Source organism: Chitinibacter tainanensis DSM 15459, assembly GCF_000429785.1.
Lineage (GTDB): Bacteria > Pseudomonadota > Gammaproteobacteria > Burkholderiales > Chitinibacteraceae > Chitinibacter > Chitinibacter tainanensis.
In genome coordinates, this window is record NZ_AUCN01000017.1 from 126,515 (window position 1) to 148,793 (window position 22,279).

24 protein-coding genes are annotated in these 22,279 nt (G+C 55.3%); 15 read left to right on the forward strand and 9 right to left on the reverse strand.

What is annotated here, in order from left to right:
- Window positions 1-22: 22 nt before the first annotated feature.
- On the reverse strand, window positions 23-619 hold the full coding sequence (locus G482_RS0105375) for a peptidylprolyl isomerase (protein ID WP_028449183.1): 597 nt from the start codon (window positions 617-619) through the stop codon (window positions 23-25).
- Between the two features lie 96 nt (window positions 620-715).
- Here G482_RS0105375 and coq7 point away from each other — a divergent pair, with 96 nt between their 5' ends.
- Complete coding sequence (gene coq7 / locus G482_RS0105380) at window positions 716-1,351, forward strand: 2-polyprenyl-3-methyl-6-methoxy-1,4-benzoquinone monooxygenase (RefSeq protein WP_028449184.1); 636 nt, start codon at window positions 716-718, stop codon at window positions 1,349-1,351.
- Window positions 1,352-1,492: 141 nt separating this feature from the next.
- Complete coding sequence (locus tag G482_RS0105385; RefSeq protein ID WP_028449185.1) at window positions 1,493-2,293, forward strand: formate/nitrite transporter family protein; 801 nt, start codon at window positions 1,493-1,495, stop codon at window positions 2,291-2,293.
- Window positions 2,294-2,529: 236 nt separating this feature from the next.
- Here G482_RS0105385 and G482_RS0105390 read toward each other — a convergent pair whose 3' ends face one another.
- Window positions 2,530-2,949: an OsmC family protein gene (locus G482_RS0105390; protein WP_028449186.1), complete on the reverse strand. Its 420-nt coding sequence runs from the start codon at window positions 2,947-2,949 to the stop codon at window positions 2,530-2,532.
- Window positions 2,950-3,316: 367 nt separating this feature from the next.
- On the opposite strand from G482_RS0105390, the gene rplM reads away from it, so the two are divergent.
- The 9 genes from rplM (at window position 3,317) to G482_RS17400 (ending at window position 9,640) form a co-directional block, all read left to right on the forward strand.
- The gene (rplM, locus tag G482_RS0105395) at window positions 3,317-3,745 is read left to right on the forward strand and encodes a 50S ribosomal protein L13 (RefSeq protein ID WP_028449187.1); all 429 of its coding nucleotides are present in this window, start codon (window positions 3,317-3,319) and stop codon (window positions 3,743-3,745) included.
- Between the two features lie 28 nt (window positions 3,746-3,773).
- The gene (rpsI, locus tag G482_RS0105400) at window positions 3,774-4,166 is read left to right on the forward strand and encodes a 30S ribosomal protein S9 (RefSeq protein WP_028449188.1); all 393 of its coding nucleotides are present in this window, start codon (window positions 3,774-3,776) and stop codon (window positions 4,164-4,166) included.
- A 163-nt stretch (window positions 4,167-4,329) separates the two neighbouring features.
- Window positions 4,330-5,373 (forward strand): N-acetyl-gamma-glutamyl-phosphate reductase, encoded by a 1,044-nt coding sequence (gene argC / locus G482_RS0105410; protein WP_028449189.1) that lies wholly within the window; start codon window positions 4,330-4,332, stop codon window positions 5,371-5,373.
- A gap of 9 nt (window positions 5,374-5,382) precedes the next feature.
- A complete protein-coding gene (locus G482_RS0105415) occupies window positions 5,383-6,102 on the forward strand; it encodes a DUF6776 family protein (protein WP_028449190.1) in 720 nt (239 codons plus the stop codon).
- 9 nt (window positions 6,103-6,111) lie between these two features.
- Window positions 6,112-6,525 (forward strand): bactofilin family protein, encoded by a 414-nt coding sequence (locus G482_RS17390; RefSeq protein WP_034618997.1) that lies wholly within the window; start codon window positions 6,112-6,114, stop codon window positions 6,523-6,525.
- Window positions 6,526-6,610: 85 nt separating this feature from the next.
- Window positions 6,611-6,961 carry an iron-sulfur cluster insertion protein ErpA gene (gene erpA / locus G482_RS0105425; protein WP_028449191.1) on the forward strand — a complete coding sequence of 117 codons (351 nt, stop codon included), beginning with the start codon at window positions 6,611-6,613 and terminating at the stop codon, window positions 6,959-6,961.
- A gap of 65 nt (window positions 6,962-7,026) precedes the next feature.
- Complete coding sequence (locus tag G482_RS19450; protein ID WP_051258751.1) at window positions 7,027-7,743, forward strand: 4'-phosphopantetheinyl transferase family protein; 717 nt, start codon at window positions 7,027-7,029, stop codon at window positions 7,741-7,743.
- Between the two features lie 45 nt (window positions 7,744-7,788).
- The gene (locus tag G482_RS0105435; protein ID WP_028449192.1) at window positions 7,789-8,355 is read left to right on the forward strand and encodes a hypothetical protein; all 567 of its coding nucleotides are present in this window, start codon (window positions 7,789-7,791) and stop codon (window positions 8,353-8,355) included.
- Between the two features lie 97 nt (window positions 8,356-8,452).
- Complete coding sequence (locus tag G482_RS17400) at window positions 8,453-9,640, forward strand: leucine-rich repeat-containing protein kinase family protein (protein ID WP_169721051.1); 1,188 nt, start codon at window positions 8,453-8,455, stop codon at window positions 9,638-9,640.
- Here the strand turns inward: G482_RS17400 and G482_RS17405 are convergent.
- From G482_RS17405 to htpG, 3 genes are all read right to left on the reverse strand, one after another.
- A complete protein-coding gene (locus G482_RS17405) occupies window positions 9,618-11,438 on the reverse strand; it encodes an ATP-binding protein (RefSeq protein WP_084414464.1) in 1,821 nt (606 codons plus the stop codon). The two genes, G482_RS17400 and G482_RS17405, sit on opposite strands and share 23 nt — an antisense overlap.
- 3 nt (window positions 11,439-11,441) lie before the next feature.
- Window positions 11,442-11,939, reverse strand: coding sequence for a putative pterin-binding protein (locus G482_RS0105450; protein ID WP_034618998.1), 498 nt, complete (start codon window positions 11,937-11,939; stop codon window positions 11,442-11,444).
- A 197-nt stretch (window positions 11,940-12,136) separates the two neighbouring features.
- Window positions 12,137-14,038: a molecular chaperone HtpG gene (htpG, locus tag G482_RS0105455; RefSeq protein ID WP_028449194.1), complete on the reverse strand. Its 1,902-nt coding sequence runs from the start codon at window positions 14,036-14,038 to the stop codon at window positions 12,137-12,139.
- Window positions 14,039-14,257: 219 nt separating this feature from the next.
- On the opposite strand from htpG, the gene G482_RS0105460 reads away from it, so the two are divergent.
- From G482_RS0105460 to G482_RS0105470, 3 genes are all read left to right on the forward strand, one after another.
- Entirely contained in the window at window positions 14,258-15,055 is a 798-nt protein-coding gene (locus G482_RS0105460) for a ParA family protein (RefSeq protein ID WP_211227569.1), read from the forward strand.
- A gap of 24 nt (window positions 15,056-15,079) precedes the next feature.
- A complete protein-coding gene (locus tag G482_RS0105465) occupies window positions 15,080-15,985 on the forward strand; it encodes an ATP-binding response regulator (protein WP_028449196.1) in 906 nt (301 codons plus the stop codon).
- Window positions 15,986-16,160: 175 nt separating this feature from the next.
- Complete coding sequence (locus tag G482_RS0105470; RefSeq protein WP_028449197.1) at window positions 16,161-16,724, forward strand: hypothetical protein; 564 nt, start codon at window positions 16,161-16,163, stop codon at window positions 16,722-16,724.
- A gap of 385 nt (window positions 16,725-17,109) precedes the next feature.
- On the opposite strand, the gene thrC is transcribed toward G482_RS0105470, so the two are convergent.
- Genes thrC through G482_RS0105490 form a run of 4 tightly spaced genes read right to left on the reverse strand, consistent with a single transcriptional unit; the run spans window position 17,110 to window position 21,688 of the window.
- Window positions 17,110-18,555 carry a threonine synthase gene (thrC, locus tag G482_RS0105475; RefSeq protein ID WP_028449198.1) on the reverse strand — a complete coding sequence of 482 codons (1,446 nt, stop codon included), beginning with the start codon at window positions 18,553-18,555 and terminating at the stop codon, window positions 17,110-17,112.
- Window positions 18,556-18,614: 59 nt separating this feature from the next.
- Entirely contained in the window at window positions 18,615-19,076 is a 462-nt protein-coding gene (locus G482_RS0105480) for a hypothetical protein (RefSeq protein ID WP_156905351.1), read from the reverse strand.
- Window positions 19,077-19,083: 7 nt separating this feature from the next.
- Window positions 19,084-20,388 carry a homoserine dehydrogenase gene (locus G482_RS0105485; RefSeq protein WP_028449200.1) on the reverse strand — a complete coding sequence of 435 codons (1,305 nt, stop codon included), beginning with the start codon at window positions 20,386-20,388 and terminating at the stop codon, window positions 19,084-19,086.
- Between the two features lie 55 nt (window positions 20,389-20,443).
- Entirely contained in the window at window positions 20,444-21,688 is a 1,245-nt protein-coding gene (locus G482_RS0105490) for a pyridoxal phosphate-dependent aminotransferase (protein WP_034619000.1), read from the reverse strand.
- A gap of 153 nt (window positions 21,689-21,841) precedes the next feature.
- Between G482_RS0105490 and G482_RS0105495 the strand changes: the two genes are divergently transcribed.
- A complete protein-coding gene (locus tag G482_RS0105495) occupies window positions 21,842-22,210 on the forward strand; it encodes an Mth938-like domain-containing protein (protein ID WP_028449202.1) in 369 nt (122 codons plus the stop codon).
- Window positions 22,211-22,279 lie beyond the last annotated feature (69 nt).

The following is a 22,279-nucleotide window of genomic DNA, read 5'->3' on the forward strand; positions in this document are numbered from 1 at the left end:
GCGGCTGGATGTTGCTTTGGTTTTATTTGGCTTTGCTCGCCTTGCTGGCGGCTTTTTCGGCTTTGGCTGGTAATTCGCGGGCGCTGCTCACCACGATGTTTTCCACCGGCTGATCGCCCGGTTTGGTCGGCGCTTTGGCAATCTGATCTACGACATCCATGCCGCTCACCACTTTGCCAAATACGGTGTAGCCCCATTTGTCAAAAGAAGGATAGTTCAGATTATCGTTATCGTTCAGATTGATATAAAACTGGCTGGTGGCCGAATGCGGGTTGGCGGTGCGGGCCATGGCCAAGGTGCCGCGATCATTTTTCAGGCCTTTTTCCAGCGCCTGTTTGGCTTCGTTTTCGACTGGCTGCTTGGTGGGTTTTTGTTCCATTTCGGCGGTATAGCCGCCGCCTTGCACCACAAAGCCATTAATCACGCGGTGAAAAATCGTGCCGTCGTAGTGTTTGCTTTTTACATATTGCAGAAAATTCGCCACCGATTTCGGCGCGGCTTCCGGGTACAGTTCCAGCACAATTTTGCCCTTGCTGGTATTGAGTTCAACTTGAGGGTTGGCGGCAGCAGCGGTCAGGCTGCAGAAGGCCAGCGTAGCGGCAAGCACAAAACGTTTCATCAGAAATCCTGCAAAACTGGGTGAATGGGCGGGAAATAATCAAACAATCATACCACGAGGGCGGTGTAGAATTGTCGGGAACAAGGAGCATGTGTGATGTTGAAATTGCCTACCGTTGACCAATTGATTGGTGAATTCGATACCGTTTTGCGCACTTTAGCGGCCCCTGCCAGCAGTGTGCGCCCGCACCCCGATCAGGGCTTGCCCGAGGCCGAGCTGAGCGCCGAGGAAAAGCGCCATGCCGCCGGCTTGATGCGGGTAAATCATTGTGGTGAAGTTTGCGCGCAGGCCTTGTATCAGGGCCAGGCGCTTACCGCCCGCAGTGATACGGCGCGTGAAGCTCTGCGGGAAGCGGCGCATGAAGAAGTTGAGCATCTGGCCTGGACTCGCCAGCGGCTGGATGAGTTGGGCAGTCACCGTAGCCTGCTCAATCCCTTGTGGTATGCCGGCTCGTTTGCCATGGGCGTCACCGCCGGGGTGATTGGCGATAAGTGGAATTTAGGCTTTCTGGCCGAAACCGAGCGGCAAGTCACTGCGCATTTGCGCAGCCATTTGGCCCAGCTGCCCGAGCAAGACGCTAAAAGCCGCGCGATTGTGACGCAGATGGCGATTGATGAAACCAGCCATGCCGAGCAGGCTGTCGCGCTGGGCGCTGCCGAGCTGCCACTGCCGGTGGCCACCTTGATGACCGCTACCTCGAAAGTAATGACCACCCTGTCGTACCGCATTTAAAGGCGGCCGCCGGTGCCTTCGGCGGATTTGCGCTAGATCAGAAAGCGGCCAAAAAGCGGCATGCCAGGTGAATTTTTGGCAGCCGCGGGCCAGTAGAACGCGATATAAACGAGCTATGGTTTTTTCTGGTAGGTGAACGCGATGTCGAATATGCTGGCCCCAAGCGGGATTGTGGATTACGTCGAGCACAGTGCGCTCGATAAAGTGGCGCTGCCGCAAGCGCGTCTGTGGGTAATGGCGATTATCGGTGGGATGTTTATCTCGCTGGGGGGCCTTTTGGCGCTGGTGGTGGCGGGGGGCTCGCCCGGGCTGGCGGCCAGCAACCCTGGCTTGCAAAAATTTGTGTTCGGGGCCGTGTTTCCGATGGGCTTCATCGCCGTCGTGCTCACCGGCGTAGATCTATTTACTTCCAATTGCGCCACCCAGATGGTGCCCCTGCAGCGCGCGCGCATTGATCTGGCCACCGTGGCTCGCGTGTGGAGTGTGTCGTATCTGGGTAATTTTGTCGGCGCCTTGCTCACCGCTTGGGCCTTTGCCTATATGACCGGTATTTTCAAGCCGGGCGAGCCGGCCACCAATTTCTTGCTGAATGTCGCGCATCACAAGCTGGAAAACCCATTTATCACCACTTTTTTTAAAGGCATGCTGGCCAATATTCTGGTCTGTGTGGCGGCTTGGCAGGCTTATTCGGCCAAAGATACGCTGGGGCGGATGATGGCCATCTGGCTGCCGGTGATGGCTTTTGTCGCACTGGGCATGGAGCACAGTATTGCCAATATGTTCTTTATACCGGCGGCAATGCTGATGGGGCTGGATGCGAGCTTTGGCGATTTTCTGCTGCACAACCTCTTGCCCGCCACGTTGGGTAATATTGTGGGCGGCGCGCTGGTGATCGGACTGCCTTATGCTTGGATTTACCAGCCTAGTGGCGATCAGCATTAACTACTAGGGGTATGGCGCTGCGAGCTCATATGAATAAAGATGCTGGCGCTATACCCGCGAGGGTATTTTGATGCGGACTTGCAGAGCTGAGTAGCCCGGTGGCAACAGGCTCGGATAGCCATACGCGCAGTTATCGCACTCATAAATATAAAAAGAGCTCGAATAGAAATAACAAAGGCCGCGTTTGCGGCCTTTGTGCTGTTCAGTGCGCCGAAGCGCTCGCTGGTGCTGGCGCTTTAGTCGGCTTCCCGCACTTCAAAATCATGGGTAATCGGCACCACTTGGCCCAGCATAATCGAGGCCGAGCAGTATTTTTCGGCCGAGAGCTTGATCGCTCGCTCTACTTGTTCGGGTTTGAGCCCTTTGCCGGTCACGATAAAGTGCAGATGAATTTTGGTAAATACTTTGGGATCGGTGCTGGCGCGATCGGCATCCACTTCCACCACGCAGTCGCGCACGTCGGCCCGGCCTTTTTTCAGGATGTGGATCACATCGTAGGTCGAGCAGCCAGTCATCCCCATCAGCAGCATTTCCATCGGGCGTGGGCCCAGATTGCGGCCGCCGCCTTCGGGCGGGCCATCCATCAGAACCGCATGGCCGGATTCCGATTGTGCAAGAAAGCTGACTTCTTCAACCCATTTCACGCGTACTTTCACGGTGCATTCCTTTCATGTCGAATTGGCGGCAGAGGGGGATTATTCTACCGGCAAATGCCCGCTTTGGCTTGTGGGCTGCGGCTTGCCAACTTTTGGTGCAGCCGTCTATCGCGTTGCACCAAATTTGCTTGCCTTACGTGGAAATGTCAGACATAATCGACCGTGACATCAGGCCTGCTTGGTGTCGTCTCCTCCATCCTCCATTTTTGGTGGACTTCGCGCAATCTGGGGTAACCGGGTTGCGTTTTTTTTTTGTATGACCTCCGTATTAATTATGCGCCGGCCTGCAAAATAGTTTTGACAGCGGGTGGCGACGTTCGCTACAATCGCCGACTTTCATTGAAATCAAAAACGTGGACTAGCAGTCATGAAAACCTTTTCTGCCAAGCCGCACGAGGTTAAGCGCGAGTGGTTCGTTGTGGACGCCACAGACTTAGTGCTGGGCCGTCTCGCCGCCGAGATCGCCAAACGCCTGCGTGGCAAACATAAAGCTGAATACACTCCGCACGTCGATACAGGCGATTACATCGTTGTGGTTAACGCAGACAAGATCCGCGTTACTGGCGATAAACTTACCTCTAAGAAATACTACCGCCACACTGGTCACCCAGGCGGTATCTATGAGCGTACCTTCACCGAAATGCAAAACAAATTCCCAGGCCGTGCGCTGGAGTTTGCTGTTAAAGGTATGCTGCCGAAAGGCCCGCTGGGCTATGCAATGATCAAGAAGATGAAGGTTTATGCTGGCAGCGAGCATCCGCACGCAGCCCAAGAGCCTAAGACCCTTGCTCTGTAAGCTACTGCGAACTTAAAGGAATTGCATCATGGTAGGTAAATACAATTACGGTACCGGCCGTCGCAAGAGCTCAGTAGCTCGCGTATTTCTGGTTAAAGGTACTGGCAATATCGTAGTAAACGGTAAAGGTCTGGATCAATACTTCGCCCGTGAAACTGGCCGTATGATCGTTCGTCAGCCACTGGAACTCACTAACAACCTCGAATCGTTCGACATCATGGTCAACGTAGTAGGCGGCGGTGAATCTGGTCAAGCTGGTGCCGTTCGTCACGGTATCACTCGCGCTCTGATCGACTTTGACGCTGCTCTGAAGCCAACGCTGAAATCAGCTGGCCTCGTGACTCGTGACGCTCGTGAAGTTGAGCGTAAAAAAGTGGGTCTGCGCGGTGCACGTCGTCGCAAACAGTTCTCAAAACGTTAATTCGTTTTTCGAGCTGCCAAGAAAGCCATCCTCTGGGGTGGCTTTTTTTACGTCCAAATTGGGCTGGCTGATGGGCACAATCTGCGCCGCTATGGCCAAAACACTGTGCTGGAATGGCGGTTTTGCTTTAATATCGCGCTGATATTCTCAGGGGGAAGTGAACATGATCAAAGTAGGGATTGTTGGCGGCACAGGCTATACCGGCGTTGAATTACTGCGTCTGCTGTCTCGCCATCCACAGGTCGAATTAGTGGCCGTAACCTCGCGCAAAGAAGCCGGCATGAAAGTGGCTGAGATGTATCCAAGCCTGCGCGGGCGCGTGGATATTGCTTTCTCTACTCCTGAAGATGCGCAGCTAACCCAATGTGACGTGGTGTTTTTCGCTACCCCGCATGGCGTGGCGATGGCGCAGGCGCGTGAACTCCTCGACGCTGGCGTGAAAGTCATCGACTTGGCGGCCGATTTCCGCCTGAAAGATCCGGTTGAGTTTGCCAAATGGTATGCGATGGAGCATAGCTGCACCGATTTGCTCGCCGAAGCCGTGTATGGTTTGCCCGAAGTCAATCGCGAGGCGATCAAAGCGGCGCGGCTGATCGGGATGGCCGGTTGCTACCCAACGTCAGTGCAGCTCGGTTTGTTGCCATTGCTTGAAAATGGCGCCCAATTGATCGAAACCAGCGGTATCATCGCCGATTGTAAATCGGGTGTGTCCGGTGCCGGCCGCAAGGCCGAAGTCGGTACACTCTTTGCCGAAGCCGGCGATAATTTCAAAGCCTATGGTGTGAAAGGCCATCGCCATTCACCGGAAATCATGCAAGGTTTGTCGGCCATTCACGGCGCGCCGGTTGAGCTGACTTTTGTGCCGCACCTCACGCCAATGATTCGCGGCATTCACTCTACGATCTATGCGCGCTTGACCGAAGCTGGCAAAGCCGCCGATATCCAGACATTATTTGAAGCGCGTTTTGCTGGCGAGCCCTTTGTCGATGTGATGCCGGCTGGTTCTTGCCCCGAAACCCGTTCGGTACGCGGCAGCAATACCGCCCGCATCGCCGTGCATCGCCCCGGCAATGGCGATTTATTGGTGATTTTGGTGGTGGAAGACAATCTGGTTAAAGGTGCTTCCGGCCAGGCGGTACAGGTGATGAATCTGATGTTTGGCCAGCCGGAAGCGGCCGGCCTAGATATCGTGCCATTGCTGCCTTAATCCATCCGCATGCCATTAAAGCGTTTATATCGCTTGCAACGGGCGCGGCTGACCGCTGCGCCACTGTCTTTGCGCCCGCAAGCCAGTTGGCGCATGCGCTGTGTGCGTGGGGTATTGCTCGCTAGCCTAGGTACTGCCTTATGTGTGGGCGGATACCTCTATGGCCAGCAGCAATTACAGCAGCAAATGGCCGCGCAAAGCAGTAGCCAGCAGGCGCGTGGCCAGCAAGCGCAACAGCAGATTGCCTCGTTGCTGAACGAAAAAGCCCTGCAAGCCCAGCAGCTTACCATTGTGCTGGCCGAGCGTGACGCCTTGCTGGCTGCGCAAAAGCAGCAACAACAAGAACTCTCTGCCACGCGAGAAACGCTGTCGTTTTTCGAGTCGTTATTGCAAAGCAATGATCGCTCGCGGCTGGCGAGTTTCGTGGCCTGCGAATTGCAGCCTTTGGAAGCGGGCAAATACCGCTACCGGCTGTTGCTGGTGCAGGGCATGAATCGCACCGATGAATTGCTTGGGCGTTTGCAGGTAAGTCTGCAATACCAGCACGAAGGCAAAAAAGGCCGCATCAGCCAAGGGCAAAGCAGCCCGATCAAGGTGCAAGCCAGGCATTACGCCAAACTGGAAGGCGAGCTAGAGCCGCCTGAGGGCGCCAGCAATCTACTGCTGGACGTCCAATTTTTTGGTGAACAGGGCAATCAGGTGCAAGCCAGTTGCCAGAAGAAAATCTGAGGAGAAGCCGTGTTTAGCAAGAAAAAAGGCAGTACCAAGATTGATAGCCTGATTGGCCAGGGCACCAGCCTGACTGGCGATGTGCAATTTGCCGGCGGCTTGCGGGTGGATGGCGTGATTGTGGGCAATGTCAGCATGGCTGATGCCAAGCAAGGCACGCTGGTGGTGAGTGAAAAAGCACGTATTGAAGGCAAGGTGCAATGCAGCCATCTGATTTTGAATGGCGAGATTCGCGGCCCGATTGAAGTGAGCCAGTATGTCGAGCTGCAATCGAAATCGCGCATTGTTGGTGATCTGGCGTATAAAACGCTGGAAATGCATCCCGGCGCGGTCATCGAGGGGCATCTGGTGCATGTGCATAACGGCAAGCGCGAAGAAGTGTCGCCAGAGGATGTGCCTCGGGTTGAGCCCAGCAAATCCTGACCAGCGGCCCCGGCAGCATTGACCGCAGCGCACGAGCAGCGGATAATAAACCCTATTGTTTTAGTCAACTATTTTCGGAGCTGTAATGACCACCGAAACCGATATGCCCATGCCGTTTGTCTTCACCGACAATGCCGCTGCCAAAGTCAGCGAACTGATCGCCGAAGAAGGCAACCCAGATCTGAAACTGCGCGTGTTTGTGACCGGCGGTGGCTGCTCGGGTTTCCAATACGGCTTTACCTTTGATGAAATCGTGAATGATGATGATACGCCGGTAACCAAAAATGGCGTGACGCTGCTGGTTGATCCGATGAGCTACCAGTATCTGGTCGGCGCTGAGATCGATTACGTAGAAAGCCTGGAAGGCTCGCAGTTCACCATCAAGAACCCGAACGCTCAATCGACTTGCGGCTGTGGTTCTTCTTTCTCGGTTTAAGCTGCACGGCTTACCAGAAGACAAAGCGGCCAAGCGGCCGCTTTTTTCTTGGCTGCCCACTATTGATGATGCCAACGCTTAGCCAATTTAGCCTTACCGATCTGGCGCAGCCGCTGACGGCGCAGCAGCAAGCCGCCGTGCTGGCTCAGCTTGATGCTCTGCAAACCGAACGGCTGCAGAGTATCTGTGAGCCCGCTCGTTTGCAGCAGGCCCTGCAGGCGAGGCAGCAGGCACAGCATTTACTGGCCGCGGCCGGGGTCTCAACACAACTGGCGCAGACAGCGGCCGGCCGCCCTTACGCGCCAGCATGGCCGGCGCTGGAGGGCTTGTCGTGGACCCATTGCCCGCACGCAGCGGCTGCTGCCTTGGGGCAGGGGAGGGTGGGGATTGATCTGGAATATCCGCGCCGCAGTACACGGATGATGGCGCTAGCGCAGCGCTATTTCAGCCCCCGCGAAGCGGCGCAACTCGCAGCCACGCCCGCCGTGGAGCTGTCCGCCCATTTTTACCTGCGCTGGGTGGCCAAAGAGGCGCTGCTTAAAGCTTTGGGTACCGGCATCGTTGGCGGCTTGGCGCGTTTTGAATTGCTGCAGACGGCGCAAGGCTGGCAACTATTGACCACCGAGCCTGGCTACTGGCAGGTGGACATCTGGCAGGTGGCGGAGCGCGGCTGGCTGGCGCTGGCCAGTGATCAGGCGCAAAGCTGGCAGGTACTGCACGCCGACATCAGTCTGACGCGAATATGCTCAATTCATAAAGCTTTGGATGGCGATCACTGCTAAGCATTCCTATAGTGGTGTTATCACGACCACAAGGCTTGGCGCATCATGCTGGAATCCCCTCACAACGGCACCGCAGTGCATAACCCTGATCTGAACTGGAGCCAAGTGCAGGAAACGATCCTGATGCTCGGCATTGTGGTGGCGCAGGTGCGGCATGCGATGCAGGATAGTGGCGCTTCGCTCAATACCTTGTCCGAGTCCTTTCAGACTACTGCCACCCACATTGAAAGCTTGCGCGACGCTTTGCTCGAAGTCGGCCAGCAGCTACCGGCGGAATTAGCGATCGAGAGCAAAGTGGAAGAAATCCAGCAACAAAATGTGCGTTCGGTGATGGCATTTCAGTTTTTTGATCGGCTCTCGCAGCGTATGGATCATGTGTGCGGCACCATCAGTGCGCTGGCTGAGCTGGTCTCCGACCGGCAAGCCATGTTTTTGCCGCATGAGTGGCATCGCTTGCAGCAGCGCATTCGCTCGCAATACACGATGGAACAAGAAAAACAGCTGTTCGATGCCATTTTGCAGGGCATGCCGATTGCCGAAGCGATTACGCTGGCCGGGAATGTGCAGCTGGCGGAAAGTAAGCCGCTGGCGGGCGATATCGAGCTCTTTTAGTGAATTCATCTGCGCACGATCTATTCAACCCGGCCCTCGCCGGGTTTTTATTTAGATGGGGTATCATGCTGGCCATCAGAATCTGATTACTGTTGCGATGCATACCCTCGAACAACTGCGCAGCGGCGCGCTGCATGGACTGCGCCGGCTGGATCTCGCCGCCGATCTTACCGAGTTTCCCCGCGAGATTTTTACGCTGGCAGATAGCCTTGAAATCTTGAATCTCAGCGGCAATCAGCTCAGTAGCCTGCCCGCCGATTTACCGCGCTTGCGGCAGCTTAAAGTGATTTTTTGCTCGAATAATCGCTTTACCGAGCTACCGGCGGTATTAGGGCAATGCCCAGCGCTGGAGATGGTGGGGTTTAAAAGTAACCAGATTCGTGTGGTGCCGGCTGCGGCTTTGCCAGCGCGTTTGCGCTGGCTGATCCTCACCGATAATCAGATTGGCGAGCTGCCCGCCGCGCTGGGGCAGTGCACGCGGTTGCAAAAGTTGATGCTGGCGGGCAACCACTTGCAGCACTTGCCGGCAAGCCTCGCCCAGTGCCAGCAGCTTGAATTACTGCGCATCGCCGCGAATGATTTTCACTCCTTGCCCGCCTGCCTGTGGGACTTCCCCGCGCTGGCCTGGCTGGCGTTTGCGGGTAACCCCTTCAGTGCCGAGCTTGAAGCTGCGGCCTTGCAGCGCTCTGTGCCGGAAGTGGTATGGCCCGCGCTGCAGCTTGGCGAGCGGCTGGGCGAGGGTACTTCGGGGCAGATTTTTGCTGCCAGCTGGCAGGGGCAAGCCACGGCAGTGAAATGCTTTAAAGCCGGGCTGGGGAGTGATGGCTGGACCGAATCTGAGCTGGCTGCCAATCTGGCCGCTCCGCCTCACCCGAACTTGATACGGCTACTGGCGCGGGTGCAGGATGCGCCCGCAGGGCAGGCAGCCCTTTTGTTTGACCGCATTGGGGCCGAATTTAGCGTAATGGCTGGCCCGCCGAGTTTAGAGAGCTGTACCCGCGATGTGTATCCTGCAGATCTGCGCTTCACACGAGCGCAAGCAGAGGCCATATATGGGGGTATTGCCAGCGCGGTCAATGCCATGAACGCTGCTGGGCTAATACATGGCGATGTATATGCGCATAATCTGCTCTGGTATGGCGAGCACAGCTATCTGGGAGATTTGGGCGCGGCCAGTTTGTTTGATCCGGCCGATCAGCCATTAGCGCGTCGGCTGCAGGTGATTGAGGCGCGGGCCTTGGCGCATTTGCGTGCCGAATTGTTTAGCCGGGTATCTGCTGACTGATATTGCGTAGCACGCGGCGCAGCTCGGTAATATCCACTGGCTTGGCGAGGAAATCATCCATCCCGGCGGCGAGGTATTGTTCGCGCGAGTCGCTCAGCACATCGGCGGTGAGCGCCACAATCGGCAAGCTGAGCCATTCGCCGCCCAGGGCGCGAATTTGTCGCGTGGCCTCGGCGCCGCCCATGATCGGCATTTGCCCATCCATCAGCACCAGGTCGTAGCGTAGCTGCTGCACCATCTCTAAAGCTTCCTGGCCATTGGTGGCGTAGGCCACTTGCTGGCCCATTTTTTCCAAAATGCTGCCGATGACCTTCAAATTAACCGGGTTGTCGTCCACGGCCAGCACATGCAGTGGGCGAATACCGCTATTGTCCTGCAGGATCGGCCGTAGTTGCGGCGGTGGGCAGTCTTGGCGAGGTAGCTGAATATGGAAGGTGGAGCCGCGCTGCGGCTCGCTCTGCACGCTGATATTGCCCCCCATCAGCAGCACCAAATTGCGCGAGATTTCCAGCCCTAGCCCGGTGCCACCATATTTGCGGGTGGTGGTGGCATCGGCCTGGCTAAAGCGCTGGAATAACTGGCTGAGCGTTTGCTCTGACATGCCGATGCCGCTGTCGCTAATACTGATATGTAGGCGCTGCGGGTCGCTCCAGACATGCAGATGCACGCTGCCTTGCTCGGTAAATTTCACCGCATTACCTAGCAGATTAAACAGCACTTGCCGCAGGCGGATTTCATCACCGAGCTGCCAGGCCGGCAAATCATCGGCCAGATCCAAGCTTAAACTCAGCTGTTTGGCCTGGGCCTGCACAGTAAACAGCTGATGCACTTCGCGGATTAGCTGCGGCAGCGAGTAAGTTTGCTGGCTGAGTGAGAGCTTGCCTGATTCCAGCTTGGCCACATCCAAAATATCATTGAGCAAGGCCAGCAAATGCCGCGCCGAATGGCCGGCGGTGTCGATAATCTCACGCTGCTCTTGATTGAGCGGCGTGTCGCCCAAGAGCTCCAGCATACCCAATACGCCATTCATCGGCGTGCGGATTTCATGGCTCATATTGGCCACAAACTGGCTCTTGGCGCGGCTGGTTTGCTGAGCCAGCTGGCTGGCTTCTTCCAGAGTGCGATTCAGGATTTCCAATTCCAGCCGGCGGCGGGTGGCGCTGGCGTGCTGGCGGTAAATCAGCAGCATCACCACCACTAGCAAAACAAACTGAAATACGGCAATGGCGGTGGAGACTTTGAGCTGTTTTTGCACCGTGATCGAGCGCATTTCCGCTTCCACCGCCGCATTATGATTGGCTTGCTGCACAAAGCGAGCCACGCCTTCATCCAGCTGGATTAGCTCGCGGCGCAGCTGGGTGAGCCACAGTGGGTCGTATTTAAAATGCAGCTCGGCATTCAGGCGCTGATCGGCAAAGGTGATCAGCCGTTGTAGCCCCTGCATGGTGGGCTGATTGTCGGGGGATTGGCTCAGTGGCAGGCTGGATTTACCATTTAGCAAAATCTCGACCCGGCTGACAAAAATATCGTAGCGGGTTTGCAGTTCTTCCAGCTCTTCGGGCCGACCCTGGTTGAGCAAGGTGCGGTCGATTTGCCCGATCAGCCGGTGGTATTCGAGGCTGAGCTGGGTATAGGGCCAGACCGGGTTGTCAAAGCCCATCGGCGCGAACTGGCGCAGCGTGCCCATTTGGCGCTGCTGCAGCACCAAGAGCGCCACAAAGCTGCAAAACAAAAAAATGGCAGCGCCGATCAACAGGCGCATTTCCATTTTTTGCCAGCGGCCGTAGTTGAGTTGCATCGATTATTTCACAGCGATTTTGTTGATTTGCCAGGCCGAGCGTGAGTAATACAGCTCGCTTTGCAGCTTTTTATTGCTGTCATAGGGGTAAACCAGAAACAAGGGGCCTTTATCGCGCGCCTGTAGCGGTTTGCCATTGTGCATGCGCGCCAGAATCGGCTGCCATTCGGCGGCATCGGCCAGCGGCACGGTGGTGATGTAGTCGTTCAGCGCTTTGATTTCCAACGTTTGCCCCTGCGCCCCTACTAGCTGCAGTACATCTTGCAGGCGCGGGCCACGGAATACGCTCACGCCCGGATACCATGGTGTACTGGTGCGGATTTCGACCCAAGGCAGTTTATCCAAGAGCTGCGCATCCAGAGCGGCGAGCTCACCTTGGTTTTTATGGCTGATTTTCCCGCTGAAGGTCACAAGTACTTTGCCACTGGGCGCATCCAAGGCCCAGCTGGGCAGGGCAAGCCCCAAGGTCAGGGCACACAGTAACAGGCAACGGCGCAACATGTTGAATTCCTTGATTGTGAGGCTGTGCACTCAGGTTAGACTATTCACACCATTCTGGCTTACATACTCGCGGCTTTGCCGCGTATTGGTGCGGGCCTTGGTGCATAAAAGAAAACCGGCCCCGCAGGGCCGGTTGGTGGGGTATATGCTAGCAGAATTTATCTAGCTTGCCTTATAGGGCTATACCCGAGGTGGTATTAGTCTTGCAGCGCCAGCATCAGGCCATTCAGACGTTTTACGAACGCAGCTGGGTCGGGCAGCTGGCCACCTTCGGCCAGCAGCGCCTGATCAAACAGCAATTGCGTCCAGTCGCCAAATTGGCCGCTGCTGCTTTGGGCTTTCAGCTTGTTCACCAGTGGGTGGCTTGGGTTCACTTCCAGAATCGGTTTGCTGCCTTGAACATCTTGGCCGGCCGATTTCAACAGGCGCTCCAAATTCGCGCTCATATCGGTGTTTTCCACCACCAAGCACGCCGGGCTATCGGTCAGGCGGTGGGTTACGCGAATGTCTTTCACCGATTCGCCGAGCACGCCTTTCATTTGCTCCAGTACGTCTTTGAGCTCGGTCGCGGCCGCTTCTTGCTGTTTTTTCTCTTCTTCGTCGGTGAATTTTTCGAGGTCTAGCTCACCTTTAGCCACCGATTGCAGTTTTTTGCCTTCAAATTCGGTCAGGCCGCTAAACGCCCATTCGTCCACGCGGTCGCTCAGCAACAAGACTTCGATGCCTTTCTTGCGGAAGACTTCGAGGTGCGGGCTGTTTTTTGCGGCGGCAAATGAATCGGCGGTGATGAAGTAGATCAGCTCCTGGCCATCTTTCATCCGCGCGATGTAGTCTTTCAGCGAGACGGTTTGTTCGGCCGAATCGGTATGCGTTGAGGCAAAACGGCACAGGCCGGCAATGCGCTCTTTATTCGCAAAGTCTTCACCGACGCCTTCTTTCAGTACGCGGCCAAATTCGCTCCAGAATTTCGCATATTTCTCTTGCTCTGCCGCATCTTCCGAATTAGCCAGGCCTTCGAGCATACCAAGTACTTTTTTCACGCAACCGGATTTGATTTGCTCGATGTCTTTGCTGTGCTGCAAGATTTCGCGCGATACGTTCAGTGGCAGGTCAGATGAGTCGATCACGCCGCGGATAAAGCGCAGGTATTGCGGCAGCAATTTTTCGCTGTCTTCCATGATAAACACACGGCGCACATACAGCTTCACGCCGTGACGACGCTCGCGATCATATAAATCAAACGGCGCGCGTTGCGGCACATACAATAGCTCGGTGTATTCCTGCCGACCTTCGACTTTCGCGTGGCTCCAGGCCAGTGGCGCTTCAAAGTCGTGGGCAACGTGTTTGTAGAATTCGGTGTATTGCTCGTCGGTAATCTCAGACTTGCTGCGCGTCCACAAAGCATTGGCCTGGTTAACGGTTTCGTCACCTTCCGCAGGCTTGATCGAGCCGTCTTCGTTGTAGCCGGCTTGGGCAGCCATCACGATCGGCAGGGTAATGTGATCTGAGTATTTACGGATAATGCTGCGCAGGCGCCAATCGCTGAGAAATTCCTCTTCGCCGTCTTTCAGGTGCAGCACAATCTCGGTACCGCGGCTCTCTTTTGCTACGTCTTCGAGCGTGAATTCGCCATCACCAGCCGATTCCCAGCGCGTAGCGGCGGTTTCGCCGGCGCGGCGGGTGGTTAGGCTGACTTTGTCGGCCACGATAAAGGCCGAATAAAAGCCCACGCCAAATTGGCCAATCAGATGCGCGTCTTTTTGTGCGTCGCCTGAGAGTTGGCTGAAAAATTCTTTGGTGCCCGAGCGCGCGATGGTACCGATGTTTTTGATGACCTCTTCGCGGCTCATCCCGATACCGTTGTCGCTGATGGTGACGGTTTTGGCGTCTTTATCAAAGCTCACGCGGATTTTCAGCTCAGGGTCGCTGCCGTACAGGCTGTCGTTATTGATGGCTTCAAAGCGCAGCTTGTCGCATGCGTCAGAGGCGTTGGATACCAGCTCGCGCAGGAAAATCTCTTTGTTGGAATACAAAGAGTGAATCATCAATTGCAGCAATTGTTTAACTTCGGCCTGAAAGCCTAGGGTTTCTTTACTCATGGTTCTTCTATCCCTGTGGGGTTACAGACAAGTAATAGAGCCGCGTTGGCGGCGATCTTTGTCTAAATGGGGCTAAGTTAATCGGCTTCAAGACCCTGCATACACTACGGGTATGGCGTTGCCTTGATGACACGAGACTGACGCGTACATCGGCGGCGCAGCAGGGCAGTGGTATAGTGGGCGCAGCATGATGGATGCGGCGAAACGGGGTGGCAGACGATGTTGCGACGGGTGGTGTTCAATCAGAAGGGCGGGGTGGGCAAATCCACCATTACGGTCAATCTGGCGGCGGTGGCTGCGGCGGCCGGCAAGCGGGTATTGGTCGTTGATCTTGATCCACAGGGCAATTCCACCCATTACCTGATGGGGGTATCGGGCGAGCAGCTCGAGCCCAATCTCGCCGGCTTTTTCGAGCAAGTGCTGAATTTTTCGCTCTATGCCAAAGGCCCGGCCGAGTTTATCCACGCCACGGGGCTCGACAATCTATTTGTAATGCCCTCGCATCCGGCAATTGCCGAGCAGCAAAGCAAACTCGAATCCCGCTACAAAATCTACAAATTGCGCGAAACGCTGGCCGAGCTCACCGGCCAGTTTGATGAGGTGTATATCGATACGCCGCCGGCGCTTAATTTCTTCACTCTCTCGGCGCTGATCGCCGCCACCGGCTGCCTGATTCCGTTTGATTGCGATACTTTCTCGCGCGATGCCTTGCTGGGGCTGTTGGCGCGGGTAGAGGAAATTCGCCAGGATCACAATGCCGATCTGCAAATCGAAGGCATTGTGGTCAATCAATTTCAGCCGCGCGCCAGCCTGCCGCAGCGGCTGGTGCAAGAGCTGGAAGCCCAGCATTTGCCGGTATTGCAAACCCGGCTGTCCAGCTCGGTGAAGGTGCGCGAATCGCACGAACGCAGCCTGCCGCTGGTGGCGCTGGATCCGCGCCACAAATTAGCGCAAGAATTTGTCGCCCTGTACGCTGAATTAGCCAGTGCTGATCAAGCAGCGTATATTGCCGAGTAAGCCATGTATGACGAGGACGTTGCAATGAATCCCACCGCCAAACCCGGGCGTGTTCTGATCGTCGATGACGAACCATTCAATCTGGAAATTCTCTCCGAGCATCTGCACGATGCCGGCTACGAGACTGCCACCGCGATGGATGGAGAAGAAGCGTGGGAAGTGCTGCAAAGCGATCGCATCGGCTTTGATACCATCTTGCTCGACCGCATGATGCCGCGCATGGATGGCATGCAGGTGCTGGCCAAACTCAAGCAGCACCCCGAATTCCAGCATGTGCCCGTGATTATGCAAACCGCGGTAGGTGCGGCGGAAAACGTGCAAGAAGGCCTCGCCGCGGGCGCGTATTACTATCTGATCAAGCCGTTTCAACGCGAAATGCTGCTGGCGATTGTGGCTGCCGCGGTGGGCTTTCACACCGAGCGCAGCCAGCTAGAGCGCGAAATCGCCGAGCACGCCGATTCGTACAAATTGCTGGTGAATGGCCAATTTCACTTTCGCTCGCTCGACGAAGCCCGCCAGCTGACCTTGCTGCTCTCCCGTGCCTGCCCCGATCCGCAACGGGTGGCGCTGGGCTTATCCGAGCTCTTGGTGAATGCCGTCGAGCACGGCAATTTGGCGATCAGCTACGGCGAAAAAACCCGCCTCTTGCAAACCGGCCGCTGGCAAGATGAAGTCGAAGCTCGCCTGCAAGACCCAACGTACAAAGATCGCGTGGTGGTGGTGCAATTTGCCAGCGCGGCCGAAGAAGTACAGATCCGTATCAAAGACGAAGGCCGCGGCTTTGATTGGCAGCCCTTCCTCGAGTTTTCACCCGAACGCGCCTTCGACCCGCATGGCCGCGGTATTTCAATGGCGCGGATGCTCTCGTTCGACAGCGTGGAATATCAGGGCTGTGGGAATGAAGTGCTGGTGCGAATTAAGAAAAACTGATGATTCAACAAAAAACCGCCGTGAGGCGGTTTTTTGTTGGGGCGGCTAACGACCCATTTCCGACACTTGACTCGTTCTTTTAAAGCTGCAACATTGGTGCCGATTAATTAAATTGATACTTATTTGTTTGTCCGAAACAGGTTAAAGAGTATGGTTTGTGTGAGGGTATTCCACAATGCAGACATTAAAAACACCACTCATTATTTTTACCGTAGTGACAGGCCTAATTGTGCTGTTATTTTACGATAATATTCGCGGCTATTACCGCTTCAAGGCGATTTGCGAAAAAGAAGGTGGACTGCGGGTTTATCAGAAGCTGGAGCCGGGAGTGGGATGGATGGCGGATAGCGAGTACTATGCAAGGTCAGCCGCATTGCTAAAAAATGTTGGATTCGCACGTTACACCAACCCAACCACTCATATTTCCTACGATATCCGTTACCTTAAAGGAAATCCTGGAAATGACGCATCATTTGACAAGAGACCTGCTGATTTAGCCCTGCCTGTATTGTATGCTTGGGAAAGGGTTAGCGTCCAAATTCAAGGGGAGCTTCGATTGAAGCGTTTTGGCTATGAGATTACCGATTTACAAAAACAACAACTTGTTGCTCGTATATATGAATTTAGCTATAGCCAATTTAATCAAGACAAAACCTTGCTTGCGGCTCCATCTTTGAGATTTTGTGCAAGTGACGATATTTGGGCGTCAGAGAATGAAGCAAAACTATTCAAAAATTAAAAGGGAAATACAAAGATTATGGTCAAATGACAGCTCTTGGCCGACAGCAGTCCGCCCCCATTTCGCCTAGTCTAATCTTTTTTCCTAGTCGCAGCAGCTTGCGTGTACCGCGTGGTGTTTCGGTGCGACGGCGGTGTGCTAGGCAAATTTCTGCGCAGTGTGTCTTCCGCTGTTTGCGTTGCGCTACTTGATATGCTGGCATCTATACCTGCCTTGGTATTGCTGTGAAATCTATGAAAATCAAGGCTTCTGTCGCTATACGTGTTTGCGAGTTGGCGAAGTGGGTTCTTAAGTGCCATTCCTCGCGCGTAGACTGAATCTTGCGCTCAGCAAAAACCCCGCTAGTGCGGGGTTTTTGTTTGGTTCAGGGTGAAGCCCAGTAGGTTTACAGCTTGATGCGCTCGGCCAGATAAGCTTTCACTTGCTCTGTATCGGCGGCGATGGCGTCAAAGTGCTGTGGCAGCTCTTCGAGACCAGCCAAACCGGCTGGGCGGGCTGGCGGTTGATTCAGGGCTTCGAGCATGGTGGTTTCAAACTTGGCCGGCAGGGCGGTTTCCATGATGACCATCGGCACGGCCGGGTTGCGGTGCGCTTTGGCGGCTTTGTAGCCATCGGCGGTGTGCGGGTCGATCTGCACGCCAAATTGGGCGAATACTTCGCGGATATGCGCCACGCGGTCGGCGTGGGTGCTGGCTTCAGATTTAAAGCCATACACATCGCGCATGCGGGCAAAGTCTTCGGCTGGCAGATCAAAGCCGCCACCACTTTCTACTGCTTGCCACATGGCGGCCAGCTTGCTGGCATCGCGCCCCACCAGATCAAACACAAATCGCTCCAGATTCGAGGCTTTGGTGATGTCCATCGATGGGCTGGTGGTTTCGTAGGTGCGATCGAGCCCACGTGGGTGGTAGCCTCCGGTTTTGAAGAATTCGTCCAGTACGTCGTTTTCGTTGGTGGCCACGATCAGCTGACCAATCGGCAAGCCCATCTGGCGGGCGATATGGCCGGCGCAGATATTGCCGAAATTGCCCGATGGCACACAGAAATCGACGCTATCGCCCACGGCGCGGCCGGTGGCGGCGATAGTGGCGAAATAGCCTTTGAAGTAATACACCACCTGCGCCACGATGCGGCCCCAGTTGATCGAATTGACCGCGCCGATTTTGTATTTGGCTTTGTAGGCCGCGTCTTTGTTCACGTCTTTGACGATGTCTTGGCAGGCATCGAAAAAGCCGTGGACGGACAGGTTGTAGATGTTTTCATCTTGCAGGCTGAACATCTGCGCGCGCTGGAATGGGCTCATTTTGCCAAACGGCGACAGCATAAAGACATTCACGCCTTTTTTGCCGCGCATGGCGTATTCCGCCGCCGAGCCGGTGTCGCCCGAGGTGGCGCCCAGAATATTTACTTGCTCGCCTTTGGCGGCCAGCACGTATTCGAACAAATTGCCGAGCAATTGCATCGCCATGTCTTTGAAGGCCAGTGTCGGGCCGTTCGACAGCTCTTGCACGTACAGCGTGTCATCGAGCTTAATCACCGGCGTGATCTGGTCGGCGTCGCTGGCATTGCGGCCATTGCAGTACACGGCAGCGGTGTAGGTTTTGTCGATCAGCGCTTTCAAGTCGGCCGCCGGAATGTCATCCACAAAGCGGCTGATCACGGCAAATGCCAAGTCGCGGTAGTTCAATGTGGCCAGCTGCGCGAGCTCGGCGGTGGCAAACTGCGGGTAGCTTTCCGGAATCGACAAACCACCATCGGCCATCAGGCCACCAAGCAGGATATCGCTAAATTGCTGGGCGGCAACGCCACCGCGGGTAGAGATGTATTTCATGGGTATAGGCCCGTGATGTTTATTTTGATTGATCTGTGTTTAGATACCTTGGTTGGGTATCATTGAGTGGTGGTCTTTTTCTCACCGCTTTGCAGTTGCTCTTTTAGAATCGCGGAAGCGCAAGCAAAAGCGAGCTGCATGGTCTTACCGCCAATCTGTTTTTTGCTGGTCTCCGCACTTAACTGCGTATTTGCATCCGCACTGAGTAAAACCGCTTTAAGTTGTGGGTCGCGGATGAGGTTGCCCCCAACGCAATTGCAGAGAGATTTTTGATCCAGCGTGAGATCAAATTGGGCTAAGTTTTTGCCCAATGAGGCAAGGCCACTGGCATCGCGCATGCATGAACTGACCAGTGCATAGCGGAAAATATCCAGTTTCAGCTCATCGGTATTGGCTTTTTCATCCGCAAAAGTAAAACCAGTCAGTGTGCAGCTCAGCAGTAATGAGATCAGTCGATGGCGTAAAAGCACACGCATAAAGCACCTTGTGTAGGAAAAGAGCGGCATTAAAGCGCCGCTCATAGCCAAATTAGCCGTTTAAGTGTTCCAGACGCAATTTCACAATCTTGCCATTGCACGACGCCAGTGCTTCGATCTTGGCAATGGCGGCGTTGACGTTTTTCTCGACCGCGGTATGGGTCACGATCACGATCTCGGCGCTGTCACCGGCAGGTTTTTGCAGCATGGCATCTACCGAAATCTGGCCTTCGGCGAGGATGGTGGTGACATCGGCCAGCACACCCGGCAGGTCTTTCACGCTCAGACGCAGGTAGTAGCAGGTTTCCACTTCGTCGATCGGCAGAATCGGCAGATTGGCCATCGCGCTAGGCTGGAAGGCCAGATGCGGTACGCGGTGCTCTGGGTCGGCGGTGTGCAGGCGGGTGATATCGACTAGGTCGGCAATCACCGAAGACGCGGTCGGCTCGGCGCCGGCGCCCGGGCCGTAATACATGGTGGCGCCCACGGCATCGCCTTTGACCAGTACGGCATTCATCACGCCATCCACATTGGCAATCAGGCGGCCAGCCGGAATCAGGGTGGGGGATACGCGCAGCTCAATGCCGTTTTCGCGGCGGCGGGTCATGCCCAGCAGCTTGATGCGGTAGCCGAGTTCCGCGGCGTATTTGATGTCGGCGGCTTCCAGTTTGCTGATGCCTTCCAGGTAGGCTTTGTCGAACTGCACCGGAATACCAAATGCAATCGCGCTCATGATGGTGAGCTTGTGCGCGGCATCGTGGCCTTCGATGTCAAACGTTGGATCCGCTTCGGCATAGCCAAGGCGTTGGGCTTCAGCCAGTACGTCGGCAAAAGCTGAGCCTTTATCACGCATTTCGGTCAGGATAAAGTTGCTGGTGCCGTTGATAATGCCGGCCACCCATTCGATCTGGTTGGCGGTCAGGCCTTCGCGCAGCGCCTTGATCACCGGAATACCGCCCGCAACGGCGGCTTCAAACGCGACCATCACGCCTTTGGCTTGCGCTTTGGCGAAGATTTCGTTGCCGTATTCGGCGATCAGTTTTTTATTAGCGGTAACAACGTGTTTGCCGTTTTCGATTGCGGCCAGCACCACGTCTTTGGCGATGGTGGTACCACCGATCAATTCAACCACGATGTCGATCTCGGGGTGGTTGACCACGTCCATCGCGTTGTCGGTGATGATGACGTCATCGCCACACAATTCTTTGGCACGCGCCAGATCACGGTTGGCGGCCATTTTGACCACGATAGGGCGGCCAGCACGGCGGGCGATTTCATTGGCATTGCGTTGCAATACGGTGGCAGTGCCGCCACCAACAGTACCGACACCACACAGGCCTACGTTAATTGCTTTCATGTTCATTTCCTTGCAAGCCGAGGTCGAACCTCGCAGTTTTTTAAGAATAAGGTGCTTATTTGCTGGCAAATTCGCCGGTGCCATGCCGTTTGCGCCAATTTTGCAAGAAGCGGGCCACACGGCTCAGCGCTTCGGTCAGATCGTCGACATTTGGCAGGAAGACCACGCGGAAGTGATCGGGCTGATGCCAGTTAAAGCCAGTACCTTGTACCAGCAGTACTTTTTCTTCGGTGAGTAATTCCAGCATCAGCTGCTGATCGTCGCTCACCGGGTAAATGGCCGGATCCAGTTTCGGGAACATATACAAAGCCGCTTTCGGTTTAACGACACTCACGCCGGGAATGGCATTGAGCATCTCGTAGGCGAGGTCGCGCTGCTTCGCCAGCCGGCCGCCTTCTTTAACCAGATCATCAATACTCTGATAGCCGCCCAAGGCGGTTTGAATGGCGTATTGGGCTGGCACATTTGCACACAAACGCATCGTGGCCAGCATATTCAGGCCTTCGATATAGTCTTTGGCCGGCTTTTTATTGCCTGACACAATCATCCAGCCAGCGCGGTAGCCGCAAGCCCGGTAGTTTTTCGACAGGCCATTGAAGGTGACAAACAGCACATCATCGGCCAGCGAGGCGATGGAGGTGTGTTTTACGCCGTCGTACAGCACTTTGTCGTAGATTTCATCGGCGTAAATGATCAGGCCATGCTCGCGCGCCAGCTCGATAATCTGCAGCAGCAATTCATCCGGATACAGCGCGCCGGTGGGGTTGTTCGGGTTGATCACCACAATCGCGCGGGTTTTGTCGGTGATTTTGGCGCGCATATCGTCAATCGATGGGTACCACTGATTGCTCTCTTCGCACACATAGTGGCGTGGCTTGCCGCCAGCCAGGCTGACTGCGGCCGTCCACAGTGGATAATCTGGGGCAGGCACCAAGACTTCATCGCCATTATTCAGCAGGGCCTGCATGCTCATCACGATTAGCTCTGATGCGCCATTGCCGATGTAAACATCATCGACGGTGACATCTTTGATGTTTTTCTGCTGGGTGTAATGCATGACCGCTTTGCGGGCCTGAAACAGACCTTTGCTATCCACGTAGCCCGCGGCATTGGATAGATTGCGGATCACGTCTTGCACCACTTCTTCGGGCGCATCAAAACCAAAGTTGGCCAGATTACCAATATTGAGCTTGATAATGCGGTGGCCGTCCTCTTCCATCTGCCGCGCTCGCTCCGGGATCGGGCCGCGGATTTCGTAACAGACATTCAGCAATTTATTGGATTTGAGGATGGCTTCCATCGGGGTGGCGTCCGTGCGCTGGTTTTTCAGGGAAACCCCGTATTGTAGCGAAAGATTCGGTTGGCGGAACAAACAATTAAGTATCAATTCGCACAGCACACAGCCAGCAGGGCTTGCTTTAAAATACCAGCCAGTTTGTTAGCGAGGTTTGCCATGAAATTGCACCAGTCCAAAGTCGAGCATTTAAACCAGATTACCGCCTACGATGCCGAATCGGTGCAGGTCAATGAAGTGCGACATGCCGGTAGCCTGCTGATTTTGCCCGATTATCTGCAGCCATGGCGCCCAGCCAGCTTTGCCGAGCTGACTGCTGATGACTTTAGCCAGTTGCTCGATTATCAACCCGAGCTGGTGCTGCTGGGGACTGGGGCAGCGATCCAGTTTCCGCATCCGCAGCTTTATGCGGCTTTGTCTGCCAAGCGCATTGGCGTAGATGTGATGGGCACGGGCGCACTCTGCCGCACCTTTAATGTGCTGGTGGCGGAAGATCGGCGCGTGCTGGCGCTGGTGTTGCATCGCTAAGCCAGCGCACTGGCAACTGATCAACGGTGAAATCAGCCACAGCGGGGCAAGTGGTATTACACCTGACAG